At 68.5% G+C, this 24,084-nt stretch carries 24 protein-coding genes, 1 tRNA gene and 1 pseudogene; 9 read left to right on the top strand and 17 right to left on the bottom strand.

The features are described 5' to 3' along the window. Positions 1 to 35: 35 nt before the first annotated feature. On the bottom strand, positions 36 to 386 hold the full coding sequence (locus BJF87_RS10930) for a rhodanese-like domain-containing protein (protein WP_075863112.1): 351 nt from the start codon (positions 384 to 386) through the stop codon (positions 36 to 38). Between the two features lie 188 nt (positions 387 to 574). Then, positions 575 to 2,362 (bottom strand): DEAD/DEAH box helicase, encoded by a 1,788-nt coding sequence (locus BJF87_RS10925; protein ID WP_006357340.1) that lies wholly within the window; start codon positions 2,360 to 2,362, stop codon positions 575 to 577. 234 nt (positions 2,363 to 2,596) lie between these two features. Between BJF87_RS10925 and BJF87_RS10920 the strand changes: the two genes are divergently transcribed. From BJF87_RS10920 to BJF87_RS10905, 4 genes are all read left to right on the top strand, one after another. After that, on the top strand, positions 2,597 to 4,384 hold the full coding sequence (locus BJF87_RS10920) for a long-chain fatty acid--CoA ligase (protein ID WP_006357339.1): 1,788 nt from the start codon (positions 2,597 to 2,599) through the stop codon (positions 4,382 to 4,384). Between the two features lie 171 nt (positions 4,385 to 4,555). After that, positions 4,556 to 5,704 (top strand): OpgC domain-containing protein, encoded by a 1,149-nt coding sequence (gene opgC, locus BJF87_RS10915; RefSeq protein WP_006357338.1) that lies wholly within the window; start codon positions 4,556 to 4,558, stop codon positions 5,702 to 5,704. Next, positions 5,701 to 6,891 carry a PLP-dependent aspartate aminotransferase family protein gene (locus tag BJF87_RS10910; protein ID WP_006357337.1) on the top strand — a complete coding sequence of 397 codons (1,191 nt, stop codon included), beginning with the start codon at positions 5,701 to 5,703 and terminating at the stop codon, positions 6,889 to 6,891. Before opgC ends, BJF87_RS10910 begins: the two co-directional genes overlap by 4 nt. Before the next feature lie 53 nt (positions 6,892 to 6,944). Then, the gene (locus tag BJF87_RS10905; protein WP_006357336.1) at positions 6,945 to 7,760 is read left to right on the top strand and encodes a DUF1206 domain-containing protein; all 816 of its coding nucleotides are present in this window, start codon (positions 6,945 to 6,947) and stop codon (positions 7,758 to 7,760) included. Positions 7,761 to 7,770: 10 nt separating this feature from the next. Here BJF87_RS10905 and BJF87_RS10900 read toward each other — a convergent pair. The 4 genes and pseudogenes from BJF87_RS10900 to BJF87_RS10885 all read right to left on the bottom strand — a co-directional run bounded on the left by BJF87_RS10900 (position 7,771) and on the right by BJF87_RS10885 (position 11,130). Beyond that, positions 7,771 to 9,308: pseudogene (locus BJF87_RS10900) on the bottom strand (methyltransferase). A 50-nt stretch (positions 9,309 to 9,358) separates the two neighbouring features. Continuing rightward, complete coding sequence (locus tag BJF87_RS10895) at positions 9,359 to 10,075, bottom strand: HNH endonuclease family protein (RefSeq protein ID WP_075863111.1); 717 nt, start codon at positions 10,073 to 10,075, stop codon at positions 9,359 to 9,361. A 262-nt stretch (positions 10,076 to 10,337) separates the two neighbouring features. Beyond that, the gene (locus tag BJF87_RS26075) at positions 10,338 to 10,790 is read right to left on the bottom strand and encodes a hypothetical protein (protein ID WP_158037491.1); all 453 of its coding nucleotides are present in this window, start codon (positions 10,788 to 10,790) and stop codon (positions 10,338 to 10,340) included. A gap of 258 nt (positions 10,791 to 11,048) precedes the next feature. After that, positions 11,049 to 11,130 (bottom strand) — tRNA-Leu (locus tag BJF87_RS10885). 97 nt (positions 11,131 to 11,227) lie between these two features. Between BJF87_RS10885 and BJF87_RS10880 the strand changes: the two genes are divergently transcribed. Then, positions 11,228 to 11,656, top strand: coding sequence for a glucitol operon activator (locus BJF87_RS10880; protein WP_035750838.1), 429 nt, complete (start codon positions 11,228 to 11,230; stop codon positions 11,654 to 11,656). Next, the gene (locus BJF87_RS10875; protein WP_075863110.1) at positions 11,653 to 12,003 is read left to right on the top strand and encodes a DUF3817 domain-containing protein; all 351 of its coding nucleotides are present in this window, start codon (positions 11,653 to 11,655) and stop codon (positions 12,001 to 12,003) included. The genes BJF87_RS10880 and BJF87_RS10875 overlap by 4 nt, the downstream gene beginning before the upstream one ends. Here the strand turns inward: BJF87_RS10875 and rdgB are convergent. The 11 genes from rdgB to clpS all read right to left on the bottom strand — a co-directional run bounded on the left by rdgB (position 11,993) and on the right by clpS (position 19,776). After that, the gene (rdgB, locus tag BJF87_RS10870; protein WP_006357330.1) at positions 11,993 to 12,613 is read right to left on the bottom strand and encodes an RdgB/HAM1 family non-canonical purine NTP pyrophosphatase; all 621 of its coding nucleotides are present in this window, start codon (positions 12,611 to 12,613) and stop codon (positions 11,993 to 11,995) included. The two genes, BJF87_RS10875 and rdgB, sit on opposite strands and share 11 nt — an antisense overlap. Next, the gene (gene rph, locus BJF87_RS10865; protein ID WP_006357329.1) at positions 12,613 to 13,368 is read right to left on the bottom strand and encodes a ribonuclease PH; all 756 of its coding nucleotides are present in this window, start codon (positions 13,366 to 13,368) and stop codon (positions 12,613 to 12,615) included. Before rph ends, rdgB begins: the two co-directional genes overlap by 1 nt. 57 nt (positions 13,369 to 13,425) lie before the next feature. Then, positions 13,426 to 14,190 carry a cyclic nucleotide-degrading phosphodiesterase gene (locus tag BJF87_RS10860; protein ID WP_035750833.1) on the bottom strand — a complete coding sequence of 255 codons (765 nt, stop codon included), beginning with the start codon at positions 14,188 to 14,190 and terminating at the stop codon, positions 13,426 to 13,428. Between the two features lie 80 nt (positions 14,191 to 14,270). Next, a complete protein-coding gene (gene murI, locus BJF87_RS10855) occupies positions 14,271 to 15,083 on the bottom strand; it encodes a glutamate racemase (protein WP_035750830.1) in 813 nt (270 codons plus the stop codon). Between the two features lie 14 nt (positions 15,084 to 15,097). Beyond that, positions 15,098 to 15,730, bottom strand: a complete 633-nt coding sequence (locus BJF87_RS10850) for a rhomboid family intramembrane serine protease (protein WP_006359574.1) — start codon at positions 15,728 to 15,730, stop codon at positions 15,098 to 15,100. 55 nt (positions 15,731 to 15,785) lie between these two features. Then, entirely contained in the window at positions 15,786 to 16,757 is a 972-nt protein-coding gene (locus tag BJF87_RS10845) for a PLP-dependent cysteine synthase family protein (RefSeq protein WP_006359575.1), read from the bottom strand. A gap of 2 nt (positions 16,758 to 16,759) precedes the next feature. After that, positions 16,760 to 17,050 (bottom strand): MoaD/ThiS family protein, encoded by a 291-nt coding sequence (locus BJF87_RS10840; protein WP_006359576.1) that lies wholly within the window; start codon positions 17,048 to 17,050, stop codon positions 16,760 to 16,762. A gap of 2 nt (positions 17,051 to 17,052) precedes the next feature. After that, positions 17,053 to 17,460 carry a Mov34/MPN/PAD-1 family protein gene (locus tag BJF87_RS10835; protein ID WP_006359577.1) on the bottom strand — a complete coding sequence of 136 codons (408 nt, stop codon included), beginning with the start codon at positions 17,458 to 17,460 and terminating at the stop codon, positions 17,053 to 17,055. A gap of 157 nt (positions 17,461 to 17,617) precedes the next feature. After that, a complete protein-coding gene (locus BJF87_RS10830) occupies positions 17,618 to 18,727 on the bottom strand; it encodes a P1 family peptidase (protein WP_040004228.1) in 1,110 nt (369 codons plus the stop codon). Positions 18,728 to 18,814: 87 nt separating this feature from the next. Further along, the gene (locus tag BJF87_RS10825; protein WP_075863109.1) at positions 18,815 to 19,390 is read right to left on the bottom strand and encodes a DUF2017 domain-containing protein; all 576 of its coding nucleotides are present in this window, start codon (positions 19,388 to 19,390) and stop codon (positions 18,815 to 18,817) included. A gap of 62 nt (positions 19,391 to 19,452) precedes the next feature. Next, positions 19,453 to 19,776, bottom strand: coding sequence for an ATP-dependent Clp protease adapter ClpS (gene clpS / locus BJF87_RS10820; protein WP_006359580.1), 324 nt, complete (start codon positions 19,774 to 19,776; stop codon positions 19,453 to 19,455). Between the two features lie 21 nt (positions 19,777 to 19,797). Between clpS and BJF87_RS10815 the strand changes: the two genes are divergently transcribed. The 3 genes from BJF87_RS10815 (at position 19,798) to BJF87_RS10805 (ending at position 23,952) form a co-directional block, all read left to right on the top strand. Beyond that, positions 19,798 to 21,105, top strand: a complete 1,308-nt coding sequence (locus BJF87_RS10815) for a nicotinate phosphoribosyltransferase (protein ID WP_035750816.1) — start codon at positions 19,798 to 19,800, stop codon at positions 21,103 to 21,105. Between the two features lie 34 nt (positions 21,106 to 21,139). Beyond that, on the top strand, positions 21,140 to 21,751 hold the full coding sequence (locus tag BJF87_RS10810; protein ID WP_006359582.1) for an isochorismatase family protein: 612 nt from the start codon (positions 21,140 to 21,142) through the stop codon (positions 21,749 to 21,751). A gap of 89 nt (positions 21,752 to 21,840) precedes the next feature. Next, complete coding sequence (locus BJF87_RS10805) at positions 21,841 to 23,952, top strand: ATP-dependent DNA helicase (RefSeq protein ID WP_006359583.1); 2,112 nt, start codon at positions 21,841 to 21,843, stop codon at positions 23,950 to 23,952. Positions 23,953 to 24,084: the final 132 nt, after the last annotated feature.

The raw sequence follows: 24,084 nt of genomic DNA, 5'->3' as shown, positions 1-24,084 counted from the left end.
CGGCCGGTGAGCGGCGTCGCGCTCACGTGATGCGCTCAGGTGGAGGAACGCAGTGCTCGGTAACCACCGTCGACGTAGCGGACGTTGGTGTAGCCGAGGCCCGCGATCTGCTCGGCGATCCGCGGTGCCTCCGAACTCACCGACACCACGGCGATCTCGGTGTCGCGCGCGATCTTCCTGGGCTGCTCGGCGTCGCGGATGACGGGGAAGGTGCCGGTCGGGGTGGGACTCAGGAGGTTCGGTAGCTCACTGGGTTCGACCACGTAGGCGCCCGGAAGGCTGCCCTGGTGGCGCACCACCTGCGGGCGGGCATCCACCATGACCGCGTTTCCGGCGCGGCTGTGGTCGATTGCTTCTGCTGCTGAAATCGCACTCACCAAGGACACTGGTGACTCACCAATCCTGTGCTCACTCGTAATTTTCGTGCCCCTCGGTCGGCGGATACCCGCACGCACGAAATGGACACCTTGAAGACCCCCGTCTCCAAGGTTACGGAATGATCTCGGTTTGACAAGTTCCGTCACCACATTGCGGCACGCACGGCGAGCGAAACCGACTCAGGTCGATACGGCGATCAGGACCGGCGACCGCGTCCGGCGACCCGCGGCGAAGGCCGCTTGCCGCCGAAGTTGTCGCGACGACCGTCGCGGCCACCCTGCGGCCCGCCACGCTTGCCCCCGCGACCCCGCGGCGCACCCATGTCCTTGCGGATGTCGATCGGGTTCTTCCCGATCTTGGTGTGGCGGAGCTGGGACAGCGTCTCGTTGTCGAGATCGTCGGGCAACTCGACGAGGCTGAAGTCGTCGCGGATGCTGATGTTGCCGAAGTCCGCGCGGGTGAGACCGCCCTCGTTGGCGATCGCACCGACGATCGCTCCCGGGGAGACCTTGTGCTTGCGGCCGACCGCGATGCGATAGGTGGCGAAGCTCGCGCCGGGACGACGCGGGGTGCGCTCCCGCTGTTCACGGTTCGCCCGCTTCTCCGACTCCGGCGGATCCGGGGTCAGCAGGAACCCGCCGTCGCGCGTCTCGAGGGCCAGCGCGGCGGCGATGTCGGCCATGGCCACATCGTTGTCGCGGGCGTAGTTCTCGATGAGTCCGCGGAACAGGTCCAGGTTGTCCGAGGACAGGTTCTGGGTGATCGACTCGCCGAACTTCGCGACACGCTGCGCGTTCACGTCGTCGACGCTGGGCAGCCCGATCTCGGTGAGCTCCTGGCGCGTCGCCCGCTCGATCGCCCGTAGCAGGTGGCGCTCACGCGGCGAGACGAACAGCAGCGCGTTGCCCGAACGGCCGGCGCGGCCGGTGCGTCCGATCCGGTGCACGTACGACTCGGTGTCGTGCGGGATGTCGTAGTTGACGACATGCGAGATGCGGTCGACGTCGAGGCCGCGGGCGGCCACGTCGGTTGCCACGAGGATGTCGATCGAGCCGTTCTTGAGCTGGTTGATGGTCCGCTCACGCTGTGCCTGCGCGAGGTCACCGTTGATGGCGACCGCGGAGAGTCCGCGTGAACGGAGCTTCTCCGCGAGTTCCTCGGTCGCCTGCTTGGTACGGACGAACACGATCATCGCGTCGAATTCCTCGACCTCGAGGAATCGGGTCAGCGCGTCGAGTTTGCGCTGGTGGGACACCTGCAGATAGCGCTGTGTGATGTTCTGCGCGGTCGCCGTCTTGGACTTGACCGTGATCTCTTGCGGTGACTTCAGGTAGCGCTGGGCGAGCCGGCGGATCGAGCTGGGCATGGTCGCGGAGAACAGCGCGACCTGCTTGGTGTCCGGAGTCTCGGCGAGGATGCGTTCGACGTCCTCGGCGAAGCCCATCGTGAGCATCTCGTCGGCCTCGTCGAGCACGAGGAACTCGAGTCCGGAGATGTCGAGGGTCTTCTTGTCGAGGTGGTCGATCACTCGACCGGGCGTACCCACGATCACCTGAGCACCGCGGCGCAGACCCGCGAGCTGCACACCGTAGGACTGTCCGCCGTAGATCGGCAGGACCTTGACCTCGGGCATGTGCGCGGAGTAGCGGCCGAAGGCCTCCGACACCTGCAGGGCGAGCTCACGCGTCGGTGCGAGGATCAGCGCCTGCGGTGTGCGCGCAGAGGTGTCGAGCCTGGAGAGGATCGGGATCGCGAAGGCCGCGGTCTTGCCGGTACCGGTCTGCGCGAGGCCGACGACGTCGCGGCCGGCCATCAGCGGCGGGATCGTGGCGGCCTGGATCGGCGAGGGGGTTTCGTAGCCGACGTCGGTGATCGCGGCACGGACTCGTGACTCGATCTCCAGGTCGTCGAAAGAATCGCCGGGGATGTCTTGTGCAGGGGTGTCAGCCGGCGCGCCGTGCTCGCCTTGTTCGGAAGTACTCATGCGCGGGTCTCATTCATCGCACTCAACTGTAATCGCCCGACCCCGGAAAGTAGGCATCGTGCCATGACCGCGTCACAACTGGCAGCTGAACTGGTAATACAGCACTACGATGAGCGCGTGTGATGCATCACACGAATACTGGTACTGTCAGTGCCACTCAAATGGCGTCGTCCCCGGTCACCGGGTAGTCGGCGCCGGATATGTCCAGATCAGCAAGTCCGTCTCAGGAGTGCCATGCAGCAGCAGTACGCCACCCCGTCCGATCTCACGATCGACGACAAGGCGAACCTCGTCGACTCGATCCTCAAGTATCGGACCGAGCGACCCACGATGCCTCTTTTCCGCAAGCGCTCCCACAATCAGTGGATCAACGTCACGGCGAAGCACTTCGCGGACGAGGTCGACGCGGTGGCCAAGGGACTCATCGCCTCGGGCGTGGAGCCCGGGGACCGCGTGGCGATCCTGGCGTCGACGCGGTACGAGTGGACCGTCCTCGACTACGCCATCTGGCGTGCAGGGGCATGCACCGTCGCCATCTACGAGACCTCGGCCCCCGACCAGGTGCAGTGGATCCTCGAGGATTCGGCGGCCAAGCTCCTCATCGTCGAGAACCACGAGCACTACACCAAGCACATCCGGGTGATCGACGAGACGCCGACGCTCAAGGAGACCCTGGTCATCGATGACCACGCATTCCCGACGCTGACCAAGCGCGGCGCGACCGTCGCCGACGACGAGCTCGATCGCCGCCATGCGAACTCGCTGTCCACCGATGCCGCGACCCTGATCTACACCTCGGGAACCACCGGCCGCCCGAAGGGTGTCCTGCTCACCCACGCCAACTTCATGGCCGAGTGTGCCGCCACCCGCGATGCGGTCGGCGCCGGCCTGGCCGAGGGCAAGACCACCCTCCTGTTCCTGCCGCTCGCGCACGTCTTGGCGCGCATCATCGCGGTGGCCAGCGTGGAGAACGGGGTCATCCTGGGTCACACCAACGACATCACGAACCTCGTCAACGACTTCGCGGTGTTCAAGCCGCACTACGTGCTGTCGGTGCCGCGCGTGTTCGAGAAGGTCTACAACTCGGCCAAGCAGAAGGCCTACGACGGCGGCAAGGGCTCGATCTTCGAGAAGGCCACCGATACCGCCATCGAGTACAGCAAGGCCATGGAGAGCGGCAAGGTCGGCCTCGGTCTGAAGCTCCGCCACGCGCTGTTCGACAAGCTGGTCTACGGCAAGCTCCGCGCCGCCCTCGGCGGGCAGTGTGAGGGTGCGATCTCCGGCGGAGCCCCGCTCGGCGCCCGGCTCGGCCACTTCTTCCGCGGTGTCGGCATCCCCGTCTACGAGGGTTACGGCCTGTCGGAGACCACCGCGGCGGTCACCGCCAACAACGAGGAGAACCAGAAGGTCGGTTCGGTCGGACGCCCCGTTCCCGGTGTGACCGTCGCGATCGCCGACGACGGCGAGATCCTGCTCAAGGGACCCGTGGTCTTCAGCGGCTACTGGCGCAACGAGGCCGCGACCGCGGATGCGATCCGCGACGGCTGGTTCCACACCGGTGACATCGGCACCCTCGACGACGGCTACCTCTTCATCACCGGCCGCAAGAAGGAACTGATCGTGACCGCGGGCGGCAAGAACGTCTCCCCCGCTCAGCTCGAGGACTCGATCCGCGCCCATCCGATGGTCAGCCAGTGCCTGGTGGTCGGCGACAACAAGCCGTTCATCGCCGCGCTGATCACCATCGACCCCGAGGCCGTGCCGGGCTGGCTGGAGCGTCACAACCTGCCCGCCGACACCCCGCTCTCGGAGCTGATCGAGAACGAGGATCTCAAGGCCGAGATCGACGCGGCGGTCAAGGAGGCCAACTCGAAGGTCTCCAACGCCGAGGCGATCAAGAAGTTCACCATCCTCGACACCGACTTCTCGATCGAGACCGGTGAGCTGACGCCGACGCTGAAGCTCAAGCGCAACGTCATCCACGACGCGCACAAGCAGGCGATCGCCGACCTCTACACATAGAAGCGCCGCCTCGAGGCGATTCAGGTCACGACTCACCGCGGCCCGGGATGACTCCGGGTCGCGGTGAGTTCTATCTTCAGATCAATGTCTTCACACACAGGGTCTGGGAACCGAGTGTCGGGAAACCGAGATCTCGCCATCGACGCCACGCGAGGAGTGGCGATCTGGAGCATGGTCACCGCACACTTCGCCACCGATTCCCCGTTGGCCTCGCCCACACACGCCTTTCCGTACGTGGACGGGATGTCGGCGTTCGTCATGCTCTCGGGCATCGTGCTGGGCCTCGTGTACCAGCGCTGGGTCACCCGTCACGGGCTGCGGTACGCCTACGTCCGCCTGGCCAAGCGCATCGCGGTCCTCTACGTCTGTCAGCTGACGATCGCGCTCGTCGCCGTCGCGGCCGCGCTCGAGGGCCACCGCTGGCTGACGCTCCTGCTCCCGGTCGACGGCTGGGCCGACGGGATCTGGCTGTCGGTCACGATGCAGTACCTGCCGAGCGGCGGGAACATCCTGCTCCTCTACATGGTGCTGATGATGTCCGCGTTCGCCCTGTTCCCGCTTCTGCAGCGCGGCTGGTGGGCGTGGATCCTCGCCGCGTCGCTGACGTTGTACGCGGTTTCGCTGGTCTGGTCGCCCGACTGGTTCTACCTCAGCGCCTACCAGGCGGCCCCGCACATCCAGAACGTCGCGGGATGGCAGATCATGTTCATCCCGTCGGTGGTCATCGGCTGGAACTGGTCGCGATGGAGTGTCCCCGAGTTCGTCGACCGCTGGCTCGTCGTCATCGTCGCCGTGGCGGTGACGGTCGCACTGTTCTTCCACTACGGCATCGCCGCCGGCCCGTGGGCGCACCTCGAACCCGCCTTCGCCGACAAGCTGGACTTCCGGCCCGCGCGTGCCATCGGCGCCTACCTGGTGATCCCCGCCCTCTACGGGATGTTCCGCTTGTTGCTGCGCTGGTGGCATCACGACTGGCTGCGCCCGCTGGTCATGACCGGCACCCGAAGCCTCGACTCCTACGTCATCCAGGCGATCGCGCTGGTCATCGTCCCGATTCACATCGCGCACCGGCCGTGGGACACGCTCACGATGCAGGCCGTCGCGCTGCTGGTTTTCGGCATCTGCTGGGTGTGGGCGGAGTTCCGGTACTTCACGCACATCGACAAGCTGCACAAGGTCCCTGGACGGGTCGCCCGAGGTGTCCTGCCAGGCCGCGACAACACCGCGCCGGGGTTCGGCGACGGGTCCGCTCTCGACGTCGACGTCGAACCCGGTGTGCCGACCGGCGAGCAGCCGCAACCGATAGGAGCCCGCGCATGACCGGAGAAGTGCAGCCCGGGGAGATGACACGCAGCGTGCACGCCGGGAACGACTCGTCGGGTCCGTCGGTGCGCACGCCCATCACGATGGCGAACTCGTATCACCTGCCGCCCGAGCCGGAACAGATCAGCTGGTCGGGTACCGAGCAGCTCTTCTACACCCGCAACACCGGCGCCAACCAGGTTGCCCTGCAGGACAAGCTCGCCGCGCTCGAGGAGGCCGAGGACGCGGTCGTCCTGGCCTCCGGTGTCGCCGCGCTGCACGCGGTCTTCTTCACCTTCCTCTCCACCGGCGACCACGTCGTCGTCTCGGACACCACCTACGAGGCGACGTGGAAGCTGTGGGCGGAGCTGTTGCCGAAGAAGTACGGAATCGAGGCGACCTTCGTCGACATCACCGACCCCGAGAACGTCCGCGCGGCGCTGCGTCCCGACACGCGACTCGTGGCCGTCGAGACGATCGCGAATCCGACGACCAAGGTCGGGGACATCGCGGCGCTGGCCGACATCGCCCACACCGCCGACGCCCTGCTGCTCGTCGACTCGACCTTCACCCCGCCGCCGCTGTACCGGCCACTCGGCGACGGCGCCGACCTCGTCGTGCATTCGCTGACCAAGTACATCAACGGTCACGGTGACGCGATGGGCGGCGCGGTGCTCGGCCGCTCCGACCTGATCGGCCGCATCAAGGAGCAGGCGATGGTCGACGTCGGCGGCGTGATCTCACCGTTCAACGCGTGGCTGATCGCCCGTGGTGCCATCACCCTGCCGCTGCGGCTCGCCCAGCACCAGCGCACCGCCGAACGCGTCGCCACCTTCCTCGACGGGGATCCGCGTGTCGCCTTCGTGCGCTACCCCGGCCTCGCCTCCCATCCCGAGCACGACTTGGCGGTTCACCAGTTCGGCGGACGCGGGTTCGGCGCGATGATGGCGTTCGCCGTGCGCGGGGACTCGGCGACCCAGAACCGTTTCGTCGGGGCGCTGCAGGTGATCACGTCGGCGGTGTCGCTCGGCCACGACGAGTCGCTGATCGTCCACGTCGGACCCGACGGCCCGCGGGTGGCGGCATATCCGGAACCGTTCCGGCAGTGGGGCCATCTCCGTTTCTCCGTCGGCCTGGAGGACGCCGATGACCTGATCGCCGACATCTCCCGGGCTCTCGACGCAACGTTCCCGGACGGCGACTGAGCGCGCGTATCGTTCGAAACGTCGGCGCTCACCGCCGACGGGAGGCGGCGAGGATGTCAGGCAACCAGGTAACCGGCGCGGTCGATCGCGCCACCGACAGTCCGTGGTTCCAGCGCGGGGCACGCGCCGGGCACGCCGTCAGCGGACTCGTCCACCTGCTCATCGCGTACATCGTCGTTCGGCTCGCCTTCGGCGAGGGCGGAAACGCCGACCAGTCCGGGGCCCTGGGCATCTTCGCCGGGAACACCGGGGGCCGCATCGTGCTCTGGATCGCGGCCGTCGCCTTCGTGGCACTCGCCCTGTGGCGAGTCGCCGAGGCCATCGTCGGCCCGCACGCCACCGAACCCGGCCGGGACAACGACGGCGCAGAGGACTGGCTCGACCGCGGTAAGGCATTGTCGCTGGCCGTCGTCTACGCCGGATTCGCCTGGACGGCAGTGCGATTCGCGATGGGCAGCGGCCAGTCGAGTGGCCAGCAGAATACCGGACTCACCGCTCGTCTGATGGAATCCGGTGCCGGCAAGTTCGTCGTGGTGGTCGCCGGCCTGATCATCATCGGCGTCGGTGTCTACCACGTGTACAAGGGTGCGAGCCGGAACTTCCTCGACGACCTCAAGACCCACGACCGCGCGGCGACCATCGCCGGGGTGGTCGGTTACTGCGGCAAGGGCCTCGTGCTCGTCGGCACCGGCATCCTGGTTCTCGTCGCGGTGGCCACCTCGGACCCGTCGAAGGCGAGCGGGATCGACGGCACGGTCAAGTCCCTGGCCGCCCTCCCCGCGGGGCAGGTGCTGATGATCCTGGCCGCGATAGGTATCGCCGGCTACGGCGTGTATTGCTACTGGCTCACCCGGTACGCACGGATGTGACCGCCGGTCCTCAGTCCGCCTCGTAGAGGATTCCGCGTCCGATGGCCTCCCGGACCACCGGCAGTGCGGCGGTGGCCAACGCCTCGGCGTCGACGCCGTGAAAGTCGGCGAGCAACTCGATCAAGGTCTGCAGGGGAACCTGTCCGCGACATCCGGCGAGTAATGCGCGGGACACCTCGTCGACGCCGAGGACCGCGCCCGGACCTCCGGGGCGGCGCACGGCGGCACCGACCTGTTGCCAGCCGTCCTCGCCGGGTAGCGAATGTTCTTCGAGCATCACCGGCGCGACCGAGAGCCGCTTGTCCAGCAGCTCCGCGTCGGAGGTCTCGCGTAGGTACCGGCGGCGGGCCAGGAAGGCCTGCGCCTCGGGACCGGTGACCTCTTCGCCCGCTCCGGTGATCTCTTCGATGACGACGTCGGGCTCCCGGTCCTCCCCCGCCTCCGGCGCGCGAACGGTGATGGAGCCCATGCCGATCGCGACGATGTCGTTGTCGTCGAACCACTCCAGCCACTGCTCCCCGCGCCGGGCAGCGGCAGCCTCGTCCTCGCCGGCATCGGAGAGCCACAGCGACACATAGCTGATCGGATCAGCCGCCTCCCGCTGGACGACCCAGGCGTCGAGACCCGTCCCGTCCAGCCAGCCGCCCACCCGGTCACGCCAGTCCGCACCGTCGGTGATGATCCAGTTGGCCAGGATCTGGGCGGTGCCGCCCGGGTTCAGGTGAGCAGGCAACTCGCGGATGAGCTGCTCGCACAGCGCATCTCCGACGACACCCGAGTCACGATAGATGTAGTCCTGGCTGCCGGTCCCGACGACGAACGGCGGGTTGGACACGATGAGGTCGAAGCGCTCCCCCGTCACGGGCTCGAACATGCTGCCCGCCCGCAGATCCCACGACATCCCGTTCAGGCGCGCGGTCGCCCGGGCCAGCGCCAGTGCCCGCTCGTTGGTGTCGGTGGCGACGATCTCGTCGCAGTGCGAGTTCAGGTGCAGCGCCTGGATGCCCACCCCGTGCCGATGTCGAGGGCGCGTCGTGCTGGTTCACGAATGATCGCGCGTGCGAGAGACATCGAGGCCCCACCGATTCCGAGTACGTGGTCGCGGGCGACGGGACCCGATCGCATGGCGGCGTCCTGGTCGGCGACGACGAGGAAGTCGTGGGTTTCGTCGGCGTGCGGACGGATGTCGAGGCTCGCGCGGATCGCTCCCTCGTCGATCCGGGTGAGTACTCCCTGGGCGACGAGTGCGTCGACGCCGGCTGTCGGAAACGCCTGCGCGACGAGGTTTTCGGGTTCGTCCGACCCGAGCAGGAAGAGCCTGATGAGGGTGGCGAGTCGCGACTCGCCCTCGTCGCCGTCGCGCTGTTCCTCCGCAGTCGCGGCCGACGCGGGCCACCACACGCCGCGCAGCAGGGCGGCGTGGACCTCGTCACCGAGGAGTTCGGTGACACCGTCGGTCGTATAGGCCGCGGCGCGGAGGTCGGCGCCCAGGGCGTCGACGACGGAATCGTCGGTCAGCGGATGAAGGGTGGAATGTGGCGCCGTCACGCACCTGAGGCTACTCACCGTGACTGGCCGGGATCGCTCCGTCCCTCGCGTCAGCAGTCGGACAGCACTCGGGACATCGCGTCCCGTTCCGCCGCAGTGACCCAGAGACCGTAGGCCTTCTTGACCTCGATCTGACGGCTGACGTAGGTGCATCGATACGCCTTGTTCGGAGGCAGCCAGGTGGCCGCATCGCCGGCGCCCTTGCGCTGGTTCACCGTTCCGTCGACCGCCTGCAGATTCCGCGGGTCGTTGGCGAACTCGAGACGGCGACGCGCATCCCACTGCGCCGCGCCCTTCTGCCAGGCGTCCGACAGCGCGACGACGTGGTCGATCTGAACGAGCGCCGACGTGTCCTGGCCGCGGGTGAACGGCAGGGTCGTGCCGGAGTAGGCGTCGACGAGGGTCCCCGACAGCACGCGACACCCGTCGGCGTGCAGGGTGACGTCGACGAGGTCACGGCGCAGGATGTCCTCCCGGGTCCGACACCCGTTGCGGCCGAACTCCACATCGACGGCGTCGTCCCAGGCCGAGCCGAACTCCGAGCGCGAGTATCCCGTCTTCGGCGCCCGACCCTTCACCGCCAGCGAGTCCAGATCGGCGTGGGCCCGGTTCACCGGCGCCGGCGTCGACGACGGCGTCGAGAACGGAAGCGACGGAACCGAAGCCGCACCCGGGGCGGGCGCTGTCTCCGGAGCCGATTCCGATTGGAGCAGACCGAGTGCACCGAGCACGGCAAGCAGAACGACCACTCCGATTCCCGGCAGCACCGCCCGACGTCTCACCCCGGCATCGTTGCACGCGTCCCCGACACCGAGCCGACGTGCCCGGTGACTGGCGAACCTCGCTTCGACCTGCAGACGTCGGCCGAAGTCTGCAGGTCGAAGCGAGGTTCGCCGGTGGTGGCTCGCGGGTCGTCGGCGTTTCCGGAGCCGAGGCGCCGACACCTAACGATTTCGGAACGACAATCCCGGGGTGGCAACGATTCGGTCCCATTCGGGATGACAACCCTCCGGTTCAGTATGATCACCCCTACGACCGGGTCAAACGTGCCACTTGGGTGCGTCCGGCCGCCCGGAGATCACACTCCCTGACCGGAAGGACGGCAACGCCATGAGCGCACCGGAGAGCAGCGCCGATCGCGAGATCGACGCGGTGGACACGGAGAACGACGCCGTAGATGCCGATCTGCGGGCCGCCGACGAGGACGCGACGGTCGAGGTCGACGCCCTGGAGGACGAGGACGCCGCCGTCGAGATCTCCCCCGACGAGGTCGTCGCCACAGAGGACTCCGCCGAGGAGCCCGCTGTAGAAGACTCCGCCGAGGATGTCGCTGCCGAAGACGTTGCGGTCGAGGAAACCGCCGCCGTCGACGATGCGGCCCCGGTCGAAGAAGCCCCGCTTGACGAGGAAACTCTCGACAAGCCCATAGAGGCCGACACCCACGGAGAACTCGCCGACGCCGCGGACCTCGAAGGTCTGCACGTGTCGTCGCGGGTTCGTGTCACTCTCGAGGACGGCACCACGCGTGAGGGGAGATCGTCGACGACTTCGCCGACCTCGCTCCCGGCGACCAGACCGTCGAGGCACGGATTGACGAGGATCACATCGCCCGCTTGCGGCGCTGGGCGATCTCGACCGACGATCACGACATCGTCTTCGCCGACGACGATGCCGTCGAGCTCCTGAGCGTTTCGTAGAACAAGTTGTGCGCCACTTGCGCACAATTTCCACGAGATCCGGTGCGCGAGGGGGGACTTGAACCCCCACGTCCGTAGACACTGGAACCTAAATCCAGCGCGTCTGCCAATTCCGCCACTCGCGCTCGGTGCGTTCCCGACGTGGAACCGGGCTCCGCACTGTAACCGCGACCACCCTACCGGCCGCGTTTTGATCATCGCAGGCCAGGTACCTTGAAAGGTATGTCCTCGTCCCCCCGTCGCACACATCGGCCGGCGCTCGTGGTGCTGACCGTGGTCGCCGCGGTGGCGTGCCTGGTCCTCGCCTGGTGGCAGTGGTCGCGCTTCGAGTCGGCCTCCGGCAGCGGCCAGAACCTCGGCTACGCGCTGCAGTGGCCGGCCTTCGCGGTCGCGGTCATCTACGCCTACCGACGCTTCGTCGTCCTCGAGAGCGACCCGGAGGAGGCACGCAAGGCCGCCGCGGACGCCCGCGCCGCGGCCGAGATCCCCGAGGGCATCCTCCCCGAGCGCCCGACGACGCCGAGCGCGGCGTCGTTGATCAACGATCACGACCCGGTCAAGGACGCGGCGCTCATCGAATACAACCGCTACCTGGCCGAGCTCAGATCGGCAGACACCCCCGACGCCCCGTCATCGAAAGGCCCGCAGTGACCGAGACCGCATCCACCGCTTCTGCTCCCACCGCACCGGTGGAGAAGGTCCGCGGGGCCCTGTTGAGGTACCGCGTCCTGGCCTGGATCACCGGTATCTGGCTGCTACTGCTCGTCGCCGAGCTGATCCTGGCGTACGGATTCGACAACAAGGCGCTCGACTTCGTGCCGATCGTCCACGGCTGGGTCTACTTCGTCTACCTGATCATGGCGGTCGACCTGGCGATCAAGGTGCGCTGGCCCGCGAGCAAGACGATCATCACCGCGATCGCCGGCACCATTCCGTTCCTGTCCTTCTGGTTCGAGCACAAGCGCACCCAGGAAGTGAAGGCGCAGTTCAACCTCTAGCGGCGAGCTCCCGCAGCGCCGGCACCAGTTGCGCCAGCGCCTTGCCGCGGTGGCTCAGCGAATCCTTCTCCTCCGGCGTGAGTTCGGCCGACGACCGGCCGGCCGCGAGCTCGTCGTCGGGCGCGAACAGCGGGTCGTAGCCGAAGCCGTTCGGTCCGCGCTCGGCGCGCAGCACCCGTCCGCGCCACTCCCCGCGCACGACCGTCTCGGTCCCGTCCGGCAGCACCAACGCGCACGCCGACACGAATGCCGCGCCGCGTCGTTCGTCGGGGGTGTCCGACAGCTGCGCCAGCAACAGCGTGTTGTTGGCCGGATCGTCGCCGTGAGCACCCGACCAGCGCGCCGACAGCACCCCGGGCATCCCGTTCAGTGCGTCCACCGAGATCCCGGAATCATCCGCGAGACAGGGCAATCCGGTGGCGCGTGCACCCGAGCGCGCCTTGATCAGCGCGTTCTCCTCGAAGGTCGCGCCGTCCTCGGGCTCCTCCGGGTACTCGGGCACGGCGTCGAGGCCGAGGATCTCCAGGCCGGTGATCCCGGCGGCGTCGACGACACGCTGCAGCTCGGCGAGCTTCTTGCGATTGCGGCTCGCGAGCAGGACCTTCGACATCAGGCGTTGCCCGGCAGCTGACCCGGGTACGGCTCGGCGAGCACGGCGCGCTGCGCCTCGAACAGCTTCTGGGTACCGATCGCAGCGACGTCGAGGAGCGCGTCGAGGGTCGACCGTGCGAAGGTCGCGCCCTCGCCGGTGCCCTGCACCTCGACGAGGGTGCCGGCGTCGGTGGCGACGACGTTCATGTCGACCTCAGCCCGCGAGTCCTCTTCGTACGGAAGGTCGAGACGCACCCGGCCGTCGACGACGCCCACGCTCACCGCGGCGATCGCGCACGAAAGCGGTTGCGGGTCGGCCAGTTTGCCGGCGGCACGCAGGTAGGTCACCGCGTCGGCGAGCGCCACGTAGGCGCCGGTGATCGCGGCGGTGCGGGTGCCGCCGTCGGCCTGCAGGACGTCGCAGTCGAGCGCGATGGTGTTCTCCCCCAGGGCGGCGAGGTCGATGCAGGCGCGCAGCGACCGGCCGACGAGCCGGCTGATCTCGTGGGTTCGGCCACCGATCTTGCCCTTGACCGATTCGCGCTTGTTCCGCTCGTGCGTCGCGGCAGGGAGCATCGAGTACTCGGCGGTGAGCCAGCCCAGGCCCGAACCACGACGCCACGGCGGGACGCCCTCGGTGACACTCGCGGTGCACATCACGCGGGTCTGTCCGAACTCCACCAGCACCGATCCCGCGGGGTGGCTGGTGAAGCCACGGGTGAAGGAGATGGGACGCAGTTCGTCGTCGGCTCGGCCGTCAGCTCGTGTGGTCACGGCTCCAACTGTAACGACCGTGGTCGGACGGCATGTGACCCGCTCGACCCCGGCCCGCTAGGCGAGATCGATGACCTGTCCCTGACGTACGAGATCGACCGGCCCCGAGAACGTGCTGCGTGCCTCGGCGAGGATCTCCGCCGAATCGGTCCACGGCGCGACGTGGGTGATCGCGAGCGCACGCACGTTGGCCTTGGTCGCGGCCTCCCCCGCCTCGATACCGGACATGTGCAGGTCCGGCGGACGTTCCGACGGGGCGTGGGTCCACGACGCCTCGCACAGGAACAGGTCCGCGTCGGCGGCGAGATCGATGAGTTCGTCGCAGGGGGCGGTGTCGCCGCTGTAGGCGATGACCTGCCCTTGCGGGCCGGTGATGCGCAGCCCGTACGTCTGCGGTGGATGGTTGACCTTCACCGACTTGATCCGCATGCCGCCGAGGGTGACCTCGACCCCGTCCCGCCATTCGTGGACGTCGAAGGTGTCGGAGATGTCGTCGACCTGGCCCGGGAATTCAGACGACCCGTGGCCGATCCGCAGCGCCGTTCCCGGGGGTCCGTAGAGCGGGGCGCGTTCCGTCGCCGACGAGGGCGCATACCGGCGCCACACCAACATCGCGGGCAGATCCAGGCAGTGATCGGCATGGAGATGACTGAGAACCACCGAGACCCCGCAGGGATCGGTGACCCGTTGCAGTTCTCCGAAGACACCCGGTCCGCAATCCACCAGCACCGGCTGTTCGCCGGGGACAGAGAGCAGGTAGCCGGAGCATGCCGCCCCCGGTCCGCCCACACTGCCCGAACATCCGAGGACCGTGAGACGCATAAGCCCTACTGTGCCATGCCCGCGCGAGTCGCTGCCGGGTTACCGGGTCACAAGTGGGCCGCGAAGATTGCCCGAGTCGGCTAAAGGTGCTGCACAGCACCGACGACGGGCCCGAGGAACCGTCTCGAGAGCTTGGCGAACATCTCCGGGTCGCCGGTCGCCTGGAAGACGCGCGACGCCTCCCGACCGGTGTGCGGGTGCAGCAGGTCCTTCTCGGTGAGGACGCGATAGAGGTCCTTGGCCGTCTCCTCCGCGCTGGACACGAGCGTCACCTCGTCGCCCATCGCGAGCTGCAGGACGCCGGTCAGCAACGGGTAGTGCGTGCAGCCGAGCACGACTGTGTCGACGCCGGCCTGCTGCAGTGGTTCGAGGTACCCCTGTGCCAGACCGAGGATCTGGCGGCCGCTGGTGATCCCGCGTTCGACGAAGTCGACGAAGCGCGGGCACGGTACTGCGGTGATCACCGCGTCGCGGGCCGCGGCGAACGAATCCTCGTATGCGCGTGAGGAGATGGTGGCCTCGGTGCCGAGCACGCCGATCCGGCCGTTCTTGGTGGCGACCACCGCTCGACGCACCGCGGGGAGCACGACCTCGACCACCGGGATCGGCGCGTAGCGTTCCCGGGCGTCACGCAGGCAGGCGGCGGACGCGGTGTTGCAGGCGATGACGATCGCCTTGACGCCGCGCTCGGCCAGGTCGTCGCCGATCGCCAGCGCGTGCTTGCGGATCTCGGGGATCGTCAGCGGACCGTACGGGCCGTTCGCGGTGTCGCCGATGTAGACGATGTCCTCGTCGGGCAGCAGGTCCATGATGGCGCGCGCCACGGTCAGTCCGCCGACGCCGGAGTCGAAGATCCCGATGGGTGCCTCGGGATCGGAGGTCCAGACGGGCACGTTGGGTTGCGCGGCTATGACGCCACCCCCGGGGTCGCGGTGCGCTGCTTGCGTTTGCGGTCGCCCGAGGCGAGGAACCAGGCGGCCAGCACGCCGGCGATCGCGCCGAACAGATGCGCCTGCCAGGAGACCACGGGATTGCTCGGCAGCACGCCCCAGAGGATCGAACCGTAGATCAGGAAGAGCACGACGCCGCCGAGGATCTGCCACAGGTCGCGGTTGAACAGACCACGCACGATGAGAAAGGTGAGCCAGCCGAAGATGATGCCCGACGCGCCGACCGTGATCGAGTAGGGCGCGGCGAACAACCACACCCCTACCCCGGAGATCACCCAGATGATGCCGGTGACGATGAGGAACCGCTGCGTCATCAGCACCAGGAAGCAGAGCACCGCCCCGGGCATGAGGTTGGCGAACAGGTGTTCCCAGTCGGCGTGCAGCATCGGCGCCCAGAGGATGCCGTCGAGTCCGTCGACCTGGCGGGGTTCGATGCCGTTCTGGTCGAGGTCATATCGGGTGGCCGCGTCGATCAGTTCGACGACGAACAGCGCCGCGATGATGCACACGGTGGTGATCAGCGAACGCAGCCAGAGCGGGCGCGAGCGCCGCGGCTGTTCCTGCCCGACCGGTGGGGTGTACGACGTCATGGCCAGTTTCTCTTCGGGTCTCGACTCTTCTCAGGTGACGTTCGGGCACTGCCGGTCACGCCCAGAGCTGACCTTCGAGTGCCTGCTCCGCGTCGTCCAGGCTACCTTCGTAGACCCCGGTCGAGAGATACTTCCACCCCGCGTCGGGAACCACGAAGCCGATGTCGGCACGGATGCCGTCCTTCATCGCCCGGCGCCCGATGCCGCGTGCGGCCTGCAGGATCGCGCCGGTGGAGATGCCCGCGAAGATGCCTTCGAGGTCGATCAGCTCGCGCACGCGGGCGACCGCGTCGACGCCGGTCACCGAGAACCGGCGGGTGAGCACCGAGTCGTCGTAGAGCTCCGGGATGAAGCCCTCGTCGATGTTGCGCAGGCCGTACACCTCGTCGCCGTAGCGGGGTTCGGCCGCGACGATCTCGATCTCGGGATTGCGTTCGCGCAGAAAACGTCCGACGCCCATGAGCGTCCCAGTGGTGCCCAGGCCCGCGACGAAGTGGGTGATCTCCGGCAGGTCGGCGTAGAGCTCCGGGCCGGTGCCCTCGTAGTGGGCGGCGACATTGGCGGCGTTGCCGTACTGGTAGAGCATCACCCAGTCGGGGTTCTCCGACGCCAGCTTCTTGGCCACGGCCACCGCGGTGTTCGACCCGCCCGCGGCCGGCGAGGAGATCACCTTCGCGCCGAACATCCGCAGCAGCGACCGGCGCTCCTCGGAGGTGTTCTCGGGCATCACGCAGATCAGTTGGTAGCCCTTGAGTTTCGCGGCCATCGCCAGCGAGATCCCGGTGTTGCCGCTGGTGGGTTCGAGGATCGTCGAACCCACGTGCAGGAGCCCGTCGCGTTCGGCCTGCTCGATCATGCGCAGCGCCGGACGGTCCTTGATGGAGCCCGTCGGGTTGCGGTCCTCGAGCTTGGCCCAGAGCCGCACGTGCGGTCCGTCGGCCGAGTCGTCCCAGCGCGGGGAGAGCCTCTGCAGCCCGATCAGCGGGGTGTGGCCGACCGAGTCGATGAGTGAGTCGTAGCGCGCCACGCTCAGCAGCCGCCGGCGACCGCGGGCAGGATGGTCACCTCGTCACCGTCGTCGATGGAGGTGTCGAGACCGCCGGAGAACCGGACGTCCTCGTCGTTGACGTAGACGTTGACGAACCGGTGCAGCTTTGCGGTGCCCTTCTCATCGGGTGCGACCAGGCGCTCCTTGAGTCCGGGGTTGCCTGACTCCAGGTCGTCGATCAGCGCGGCGAGCGTCGCACCGGAACCCTCGACGCGCTTGGCGCCGCCGGTGTGGGTCCGCAGGATCGTCGGGATGGACACGGTGACGGGCATATTCAGCTCCTGATCTCGATCTCTTCTTCGGTGACCGTGCCGTCGACGATGCGATAGCTACGGATCTCGACGGTCTCCGGGTCCCGGGTGGACACCAGCACATAGTGGGCGCCGGGCTCACCGGCGTAGGAGATGTCGGTGCGGCTCGGGTAGGCCTCGGTCGCGGTGTGCGAGTGGTAGATCACCACCGGCTCCTCGTCGCGACGATCCATCTCGCGCCACACGGACAGCTGCTCGGCGGAGTCGAATCGGTAGAACGTGGGCGACCGTTCGGCGTTGACCATCGGGATGAACCGCTGCGGGTCGTCGGAACCCTCCGGCCCGGCGATCACGCCGCACGCCTCGTCCGGATGATCGGCGCGGGCGTGCGCGACCATCGCGTCGACGAGTTCCTGATCGATCTCGAGCATCGGTGTCCCGTTCTCCTTCGCAGACGCGGGGCCCGTTACGGGCACGTCGGTTCGGCGACCGGTCGTCGCACTTGTCTGATGGGAACGCCGGCCCGTGAACGCCTATTCCGAAACCGGTTATGACCGGCGTCACCGGCGGGTGACCGGTACGAGCAGGTCAGGCGAAAGCCGACGGTGCGGCGTCGGCGTACGTGGGGATCGAGGCCACCGACTCGGCGGCCAGCACGGCGTCGACGATCGCCCGCTGGACGACGTCGGCCGCACATCGGGAGACCTCGGCGATGATCGCCGCGTCCGCGTGCATGCCGGGCGGCGAGGCGGTCGCCGGATCGGTCGACTCCGGCCGGACCGCCCCGGTGGAGACAGCGAAGATGGTGTCGCCGTCGAGCGGCGAGTGGGCCGGGCGGATGGCGCGACCCAGGCCGTCGTGACCGGCCATGGCGATCCGGCGGGTCATCGCCGCATCGAGTGCGGCATCGGTGGCGACGACCCCGATCGTGGTGTTCAGAACGGTGTGTTTCTCCGCGAGTTCGGCCAGGTGCGCGATGTCGGCGGCCTCGGGACGCGTCAGGCCCAGTTCGGCGAGCTCGCTCTCGCCGAGGTCCCACGGCAGCCCGGTGGTCGGGTCGATGACGGCGCCGACCGGGTTGGCGACCATCAGCGCACCGACCGTGACACCGGCCGCCGGACCCGTCTCGATCGTCACCGAGGCGGTGCCCACGCCGCCTTTCAGCGCACCGGCCCGGGCACCGGCTCCCGCTCCCACACTGCCGACCGCGAAGTCGGTCCCGGCCACGCGGACCGCCTCGGCACCGAAGTCGGCGTCGGGCCGGTGATCCCACGCGCCGACCGGCAGATCGAAGATCACCGCCGCCGGCACGATGGGCACCACGTGCCCCCTGGTGTCCAGGGGCAGGCCGACCCCCTCGGCCTCGAGCGCGCGCATCGCACCGTCGGCCGTCGCGAGGCCGTAGGCGCTGCCGCCGCTGAGCACGATGGCATGCGCGGTCTGCACGGTGTTCGACGGATCGAGGAGATCGGTCTCCCGGGTGCCCGGGCCTCCGCCGCGCACGTCGACCGCCGCGATCGCGCCCGGCCCCGAGATCCGGACCACCGTCGTACCGGTGGCCCAGCCGTGGCCGTCGGGCGTCTCAGCGGTGCCGGAGACCTCGGCGTCGGCGTCGACGCGGTGACTGTGCCCGACAGTGATCCCGACGACGTCGGTGATGCGGTCACCCGGGCGGGCGGGTCGTCCGATGGTCGTCACGTGCACCTCTGCTCTCGTCGATCCCCGACCGGAACTCCGAACTCGGACAAAACTCCCGAAAGGAGCTGCGTCAACGAGGATCGTAGGTCACATCACCGCTTCCACGAGCAGATCCTGCATCACGGTCAGCCAGTGATAGACGTCGAGATGCGCGGCGTGCGGATGGTCGGGCGGCAGCCGATCCGGGGTGTCCTCCGAGATGCCGAGCATCGCCCCGAGCGCGAGACGGACGTCGTTGAGGGCGGTCAGCCATGCGGTCGCCTCGTCGACGGTGAGCGCGAGGTCGCCGCCCCCGTCCGGCAGGGTGTCGAGAAGTGTGTGGGCCGCAGCGAGTTTGGCGTCGATGATCTTCGGCTCGTTGACGCTGCGCAGCGCGGAGTTGAGTCGGCCGTTGACCACCTCCGCGGAAAGTTCCTCGTCCTGATCCGGCCGATGGAAATCCGGCAGCAGGCGGCCGAGGGTGGCGTCGTCCGGCGCGTCGGAGTGGCCGATGCGGATGCCGGTGACCTCCGACAGCGCGTCGCTCGGCGCGGTGTCGGCGCGTTCGGCGAGGAGCTCACACATCGAGGAGACCAGCGACGCGAGCAACTCGGCCTCGTGCGAGTCGAGCTGGGAGGTGATCCGGATCGACTCGCCGCGGCCCTTGCGTTTCCAGGTGCGCACGCCTCAGTGTCTCCCCACCGTCGACGACGGTCCGGTCCCCGGCCGCAGCATCTCTGTCCCGGTCATGAATCGCGCTGCATGGTGGCCCACAGGCCGGCCGCGTGCAGTTTGCGCACGTCTGCCTCGACCTTGTCCCGATCGCCGCTGGAGACCACGGCCTTGCCCTCGGTGTGCACCTGCATCATGAGCTGATTGGCATGCGACTCCGAGTAGCCGAAGATCTTCTGGAAGACGAAGGTCACGTACCGCATCAGATTGACGGGGTCGTCCCACACGACGGTCATCCAGGGTTTGTCGAGATCCGCCGCGCCGTCGGCCACCGCGGGTTCGGCAACCGCGGTACCGCCGGGGGTAGCCTCGTGCGCACGAGTTTCGTCAGGCGCCATGAGGACAAGGGTAACGCGATAGTGAGCATCGACAACACTGCGCTGCTGACCGACCAGTACGAACTGACCATGGTCGCAGCGGCTCTCCGGCACCCGGTCGCGCACCGGCCGTGCGTGTTCGAGGTGTTCGCCCGCCGACTCCCCGACGGTCGTCGGTACGGCGTCGTCGCGGGTACCGGACGTGTCCTCGCCGAGCTCGCGGGGTTCCGTTTCGGCGACGAGGAGATCGCCGTCGTGGAGCAGTTCCTCGACGCCGAGACCGTCGCATGGCTGCGCGACTATCGCTTCGCCGGGGACATCGACGGCTACCGCGAGGGCGAGCTCTACTTCCCCGGTTCCCCGATCCTCACGGTTCGGGCACCGTTCGCCGAGGCGGTTCTCCTCGAGACGTTGATCCTGTCGATCCTCAACCACGACAGCGCCATCGCCTCGGCCGCCGCCCGGATGGTCAGCGCGGCCGGTTCCCGCCCGATCATCGAGATGGGCTCCCGACGCACCCACGAGCGGGCCGCCGTCGCGTGTGCCCGCGCCGCCTACCTCGCCGGTGTCGCCGCGACGTCGAACCTCGAGGCGAATCGTCGTTTCGGCGTGCCCAGCGCGGGCACCGCCGCCCATGCCTTCACCCTCGGTTTCACCGGACCCGACGGCCCCGACGAGAAGGCGGCCTTCGCCGCGCAGATCGAGGCCCTCGGAGTCGGCACCACACTGCTCGTCGACACCTACGACATCACCCAGGGCGTCCGCAACGCGATCGAGGTCGCCGGCCCCGCACTCGGTGCGGTGCGCATCGACTCGGGGGATCTCGGTGTGCTCGCGCGTCAGGTGCGCACTCAGCTCGACGACCTCGGGGCGACGAACACCAAGATCGTGGTGTCCGGCGACCTCGACGAGTACGCGATCGCCTCGCTGCGCGCCGAGCCGGTGGACACCTACGGTGTCGGGACCTCGCTGGTCACCGGGAGCGGCGCACCGACCGCGGGTATGGTCTACAAGCTCGTCGAGGTGGACGGTCTGCCCGTCGCCAAGCGGTCGAGCCACAAGGAATCGCGCGGCGGCGCGAAGGCGGCCGTGCGGGCCGCGCGGGGCAGTGGGACGATCGTGGAGGAGATCGTCTACCGAGCCGACGGGCCGCGCCCTGATGCCGACGGTGGTCTCCACCTCCGGGATCTGCAGATCCCGCTGGTCCGCGGCGGGGAGCCGGTGGCATCCCTGCCATCGCTGACCGACGCGCGCGCCCACCTCGCGGCGGGGCTGGTGAGCCTGCCGTGGGAGGGCCTCGGCCTCTCTCACGGAGACCCAGCGGTGCCGACCCGCTACCAGCTCGGCTGACGAGCACATCCTTCGATCCGCCAGGGAGTACCTGATGAGCAGCGAACGCAACGACGGCACCAAGCCGGCCGACGCGTTGGTCGTCGTCGACGTCCAGAACGATTTCTGCGAGGGCGGCTCCCTCGCGGTCAACGGCGGTGCCGCGGTCGCCCGTGCGATCACCAAGATCCTCGGCGAGTACCGGACCGTCGTCGCGACACGCGATCACCACATCGATCCCGGCGCTCACTTCTCCGACGACCCCGACTACGTCGACACCTGGCCGCCGCATTGCGTGGTCGGCACCGACGGCGTCGCGTTCCATCCCGAATTCGATTACGCCGCAGCGCAAGAGGTCTTCTCCAAGGGCGAGTACGACGCCGCGTACTCGGGTTTCGAGGGCATCGCCGACGACGGGACCACGCTCGAGCAGTGGCTGCGCGATCACAAGATCTCGTCGATCGACATCGCGGGCCTGACCACCGATCACTGTGTCCTCGCCACCGCGCTCGACGCGGTGAAGGCGGGCTTCACGACCCGGGTGCTGCTCAACTTCACCGCGGGCGTCGGCGCGGAGACCACGTCCGACGCATTGTCGAGCATGCGTGAGGCCGGGGTCGAACTCGTGGGCGATCTGCTCTACGACGGCTCCTACGGCACGGGTTAGTCCCCGAGGGAACCGCAGAGCCCGCTGATCCGTCTGAAACTCACACACCCCATCTCGCACCATCTCGAACGAGGACCCCGGAACACCACATGCCGAACACTCCCCCGGTGACCGAACTGCTCGACACCGCGGTCTCCGCGCTCGGCGGTCGTCGACGTGACGGTCAGGTCGCCATGGCGTCCGCCGTCGCACACGCGATCGACACCGGCGAACATCTCGCCGTGCAGGCCGGCACCGGCACCGGAAAATCGCTGGCGTACCTCGTACCGGCGATCCGCCACGCGGTGGAGACCGGCCGGACCGTCGTGGTGTCGACGGCGACGATCGCACTGCAGCGGCAGCTGATCGAGCGCGATCTCCCCCGTCTCGCCGGCGCCCTCGCCAAGCCGATCGGCCGCAAGCCGACCTTCGCGATTCTCAAGGGTCGCGGTAACTATCTGTGCCTCAACAAGATCCATTCGGGTACCGCCGACGAGCCGGACACCGAGTTGTTCGATCCGTTCGAGCTGTCCCGCACCGGACGCGATGTCACCCGGTTGCGGGAGTGGAGCAGCGACACCGAGACCGGCGACCGCGACGACCTCGTTCCCGGTGTCGCCGACCGCGCCTGGCGACAGGTCAGCGTGTCCGCGCGCGAATGCCTCGGCGCCGCCAACTGTTCCTACGGCGAGGACTGTTTCGCCGAGCAGGCCCGCCGCCGGTCCGGCAAGGTCGACGTGGTGGTCACCAACCACGCGCTGCTGGCGATCAACGCGACGAGTCCCGCCAACGTGCTCCCCGAGCACGACGTCGTGATCATCGACGAGGCCCACGAGCTCGTCGATCGGATGACCTCGGTGGCCACCGACGAACTGTCCGCGTCGTCGATCGCGCTCGTCTCCCGGCGCGTCGGCAAGCTCGTCGACGAGGAGACCGCCGACGCGCTCCTCGGCGCCGGGGAGCAACTCGGCGAGCTGCTGGAAACCGCCCCGAAGACGCAGTGGAACCAGCTGCCTCCCGACGCGACCTCCGTGCTGGTGATGTTGCGTGACCGGTTGTGGCAGACCCGTACCGCGATCGGCCCGGTGCGCGCTCCCGGCGCAGGCGACGACGGCGCGGCCGCTGCCCGGTCGGCGGCCCTCACCTCGCTCGACGACATGCACGACACGGTCGTGCGCGTCCTCGGCGCCTTCGACGAACCCGACGAGTCCAAACGCCGGGACGTGGTGTGGGTCGGCCTCGACACCTCCCGGCGCGGTGCCGAACCCCGACCGGTGCTGCACATCGCACCGCTGTCGGTCGGGGGCCTGCTGCGGGCGTCGCTGTTCGCCAATTCGACGGTGATCCTCACCTCCGCGACCCTGACGATCGGTGGTTCGTTCGACGCCTTGGCCGCGACGTGGGGTCTGCCCGCGTCCGGACGCGGCACCGATCGTCCGGCCGCCGACGAACCGGGAACCGATGAACCAGGTCCCGACCCGGCGGCCTCGCGCAACATCACGGCCAGCGGCAAAGCGGTGCCCTCGGATTCGGGTTCGGCACGGTGGACGGGCTTGGACGCCGGCTCTCCGTTCGACTATCCGAAGTCGGCGATCCTCTACGTCGCTCGGCACCTTCCCCGGCCCGATCGGTCGGGTATAGCGCCGCGGACGATGGACGAGATCGCGAACCTCGTCGACGCCGCCGGCGGGCGCACCCTGGGACTCTTCTCGTCGATGCGCGCCGCGCGCGAGGCGGCCGAGGCCATCCGCGAACGGTGTGATCATCCGGTGTTGTGCCAGGGCGACGACACCACCTCGACGCTGGTCAAACGCTTTGCCGAAGACCCCGAGACGTGCCTGTTCGGCACGCTGTCGCTCTGGCAGGGCGTCGACGTACCCGGGCCTTCGCTGAGTCTGGTGCTCATCGACCGCATCCCGTTCCCCCGCCCCGACGACCCGCTGCTCACCGCGCGGCAACGCGCGGTCGACGCGCGGGGCGGCAACGGCTTCCTGTCCGTGGCCGCCAACCACGCGGCGCTGCTGCTCGCGCAGGGCGCCGGCCGATTGCTGCGTTCGGTCGACGACCGCGGCGTCGTCGCGGTGCTGGACTCCCGGCTGGCCACAGCCGGTTACGGGGGCTATCTGCTCGCCTCGCTGCCGCCGATGTGGCGGACCACCGACCCCGCGGTCGTCCGCTCTGCGCTCAGCCGGCTCACCGCGGCACCCCGTCCGGTGGGCTGATCGGCCCGCGAGGAGACACCCGACACGAGGACCGCGTACGACAAGACAATCGCGTACGCGGGGCACTAGGTTGGGTAGCGGTGATACCAACGCAGGCGAGACCGACAACGCACCCTGGCCAGTCGCGGGAGC

Source organism: Gordonia sp. CNJ-863 (assembly GCF_001942325.1).
GTDB lineage: Bacteria > Actinomycetota > Actinomycetes > Mycobacteriales > Mycobacteriaceae > Gordonia > Gordonia alkanivorans.
Note: the sequence above shows the minus strand (reverse complement) of the source record. Positions and strands in the feature narration are given on the sequence as shown.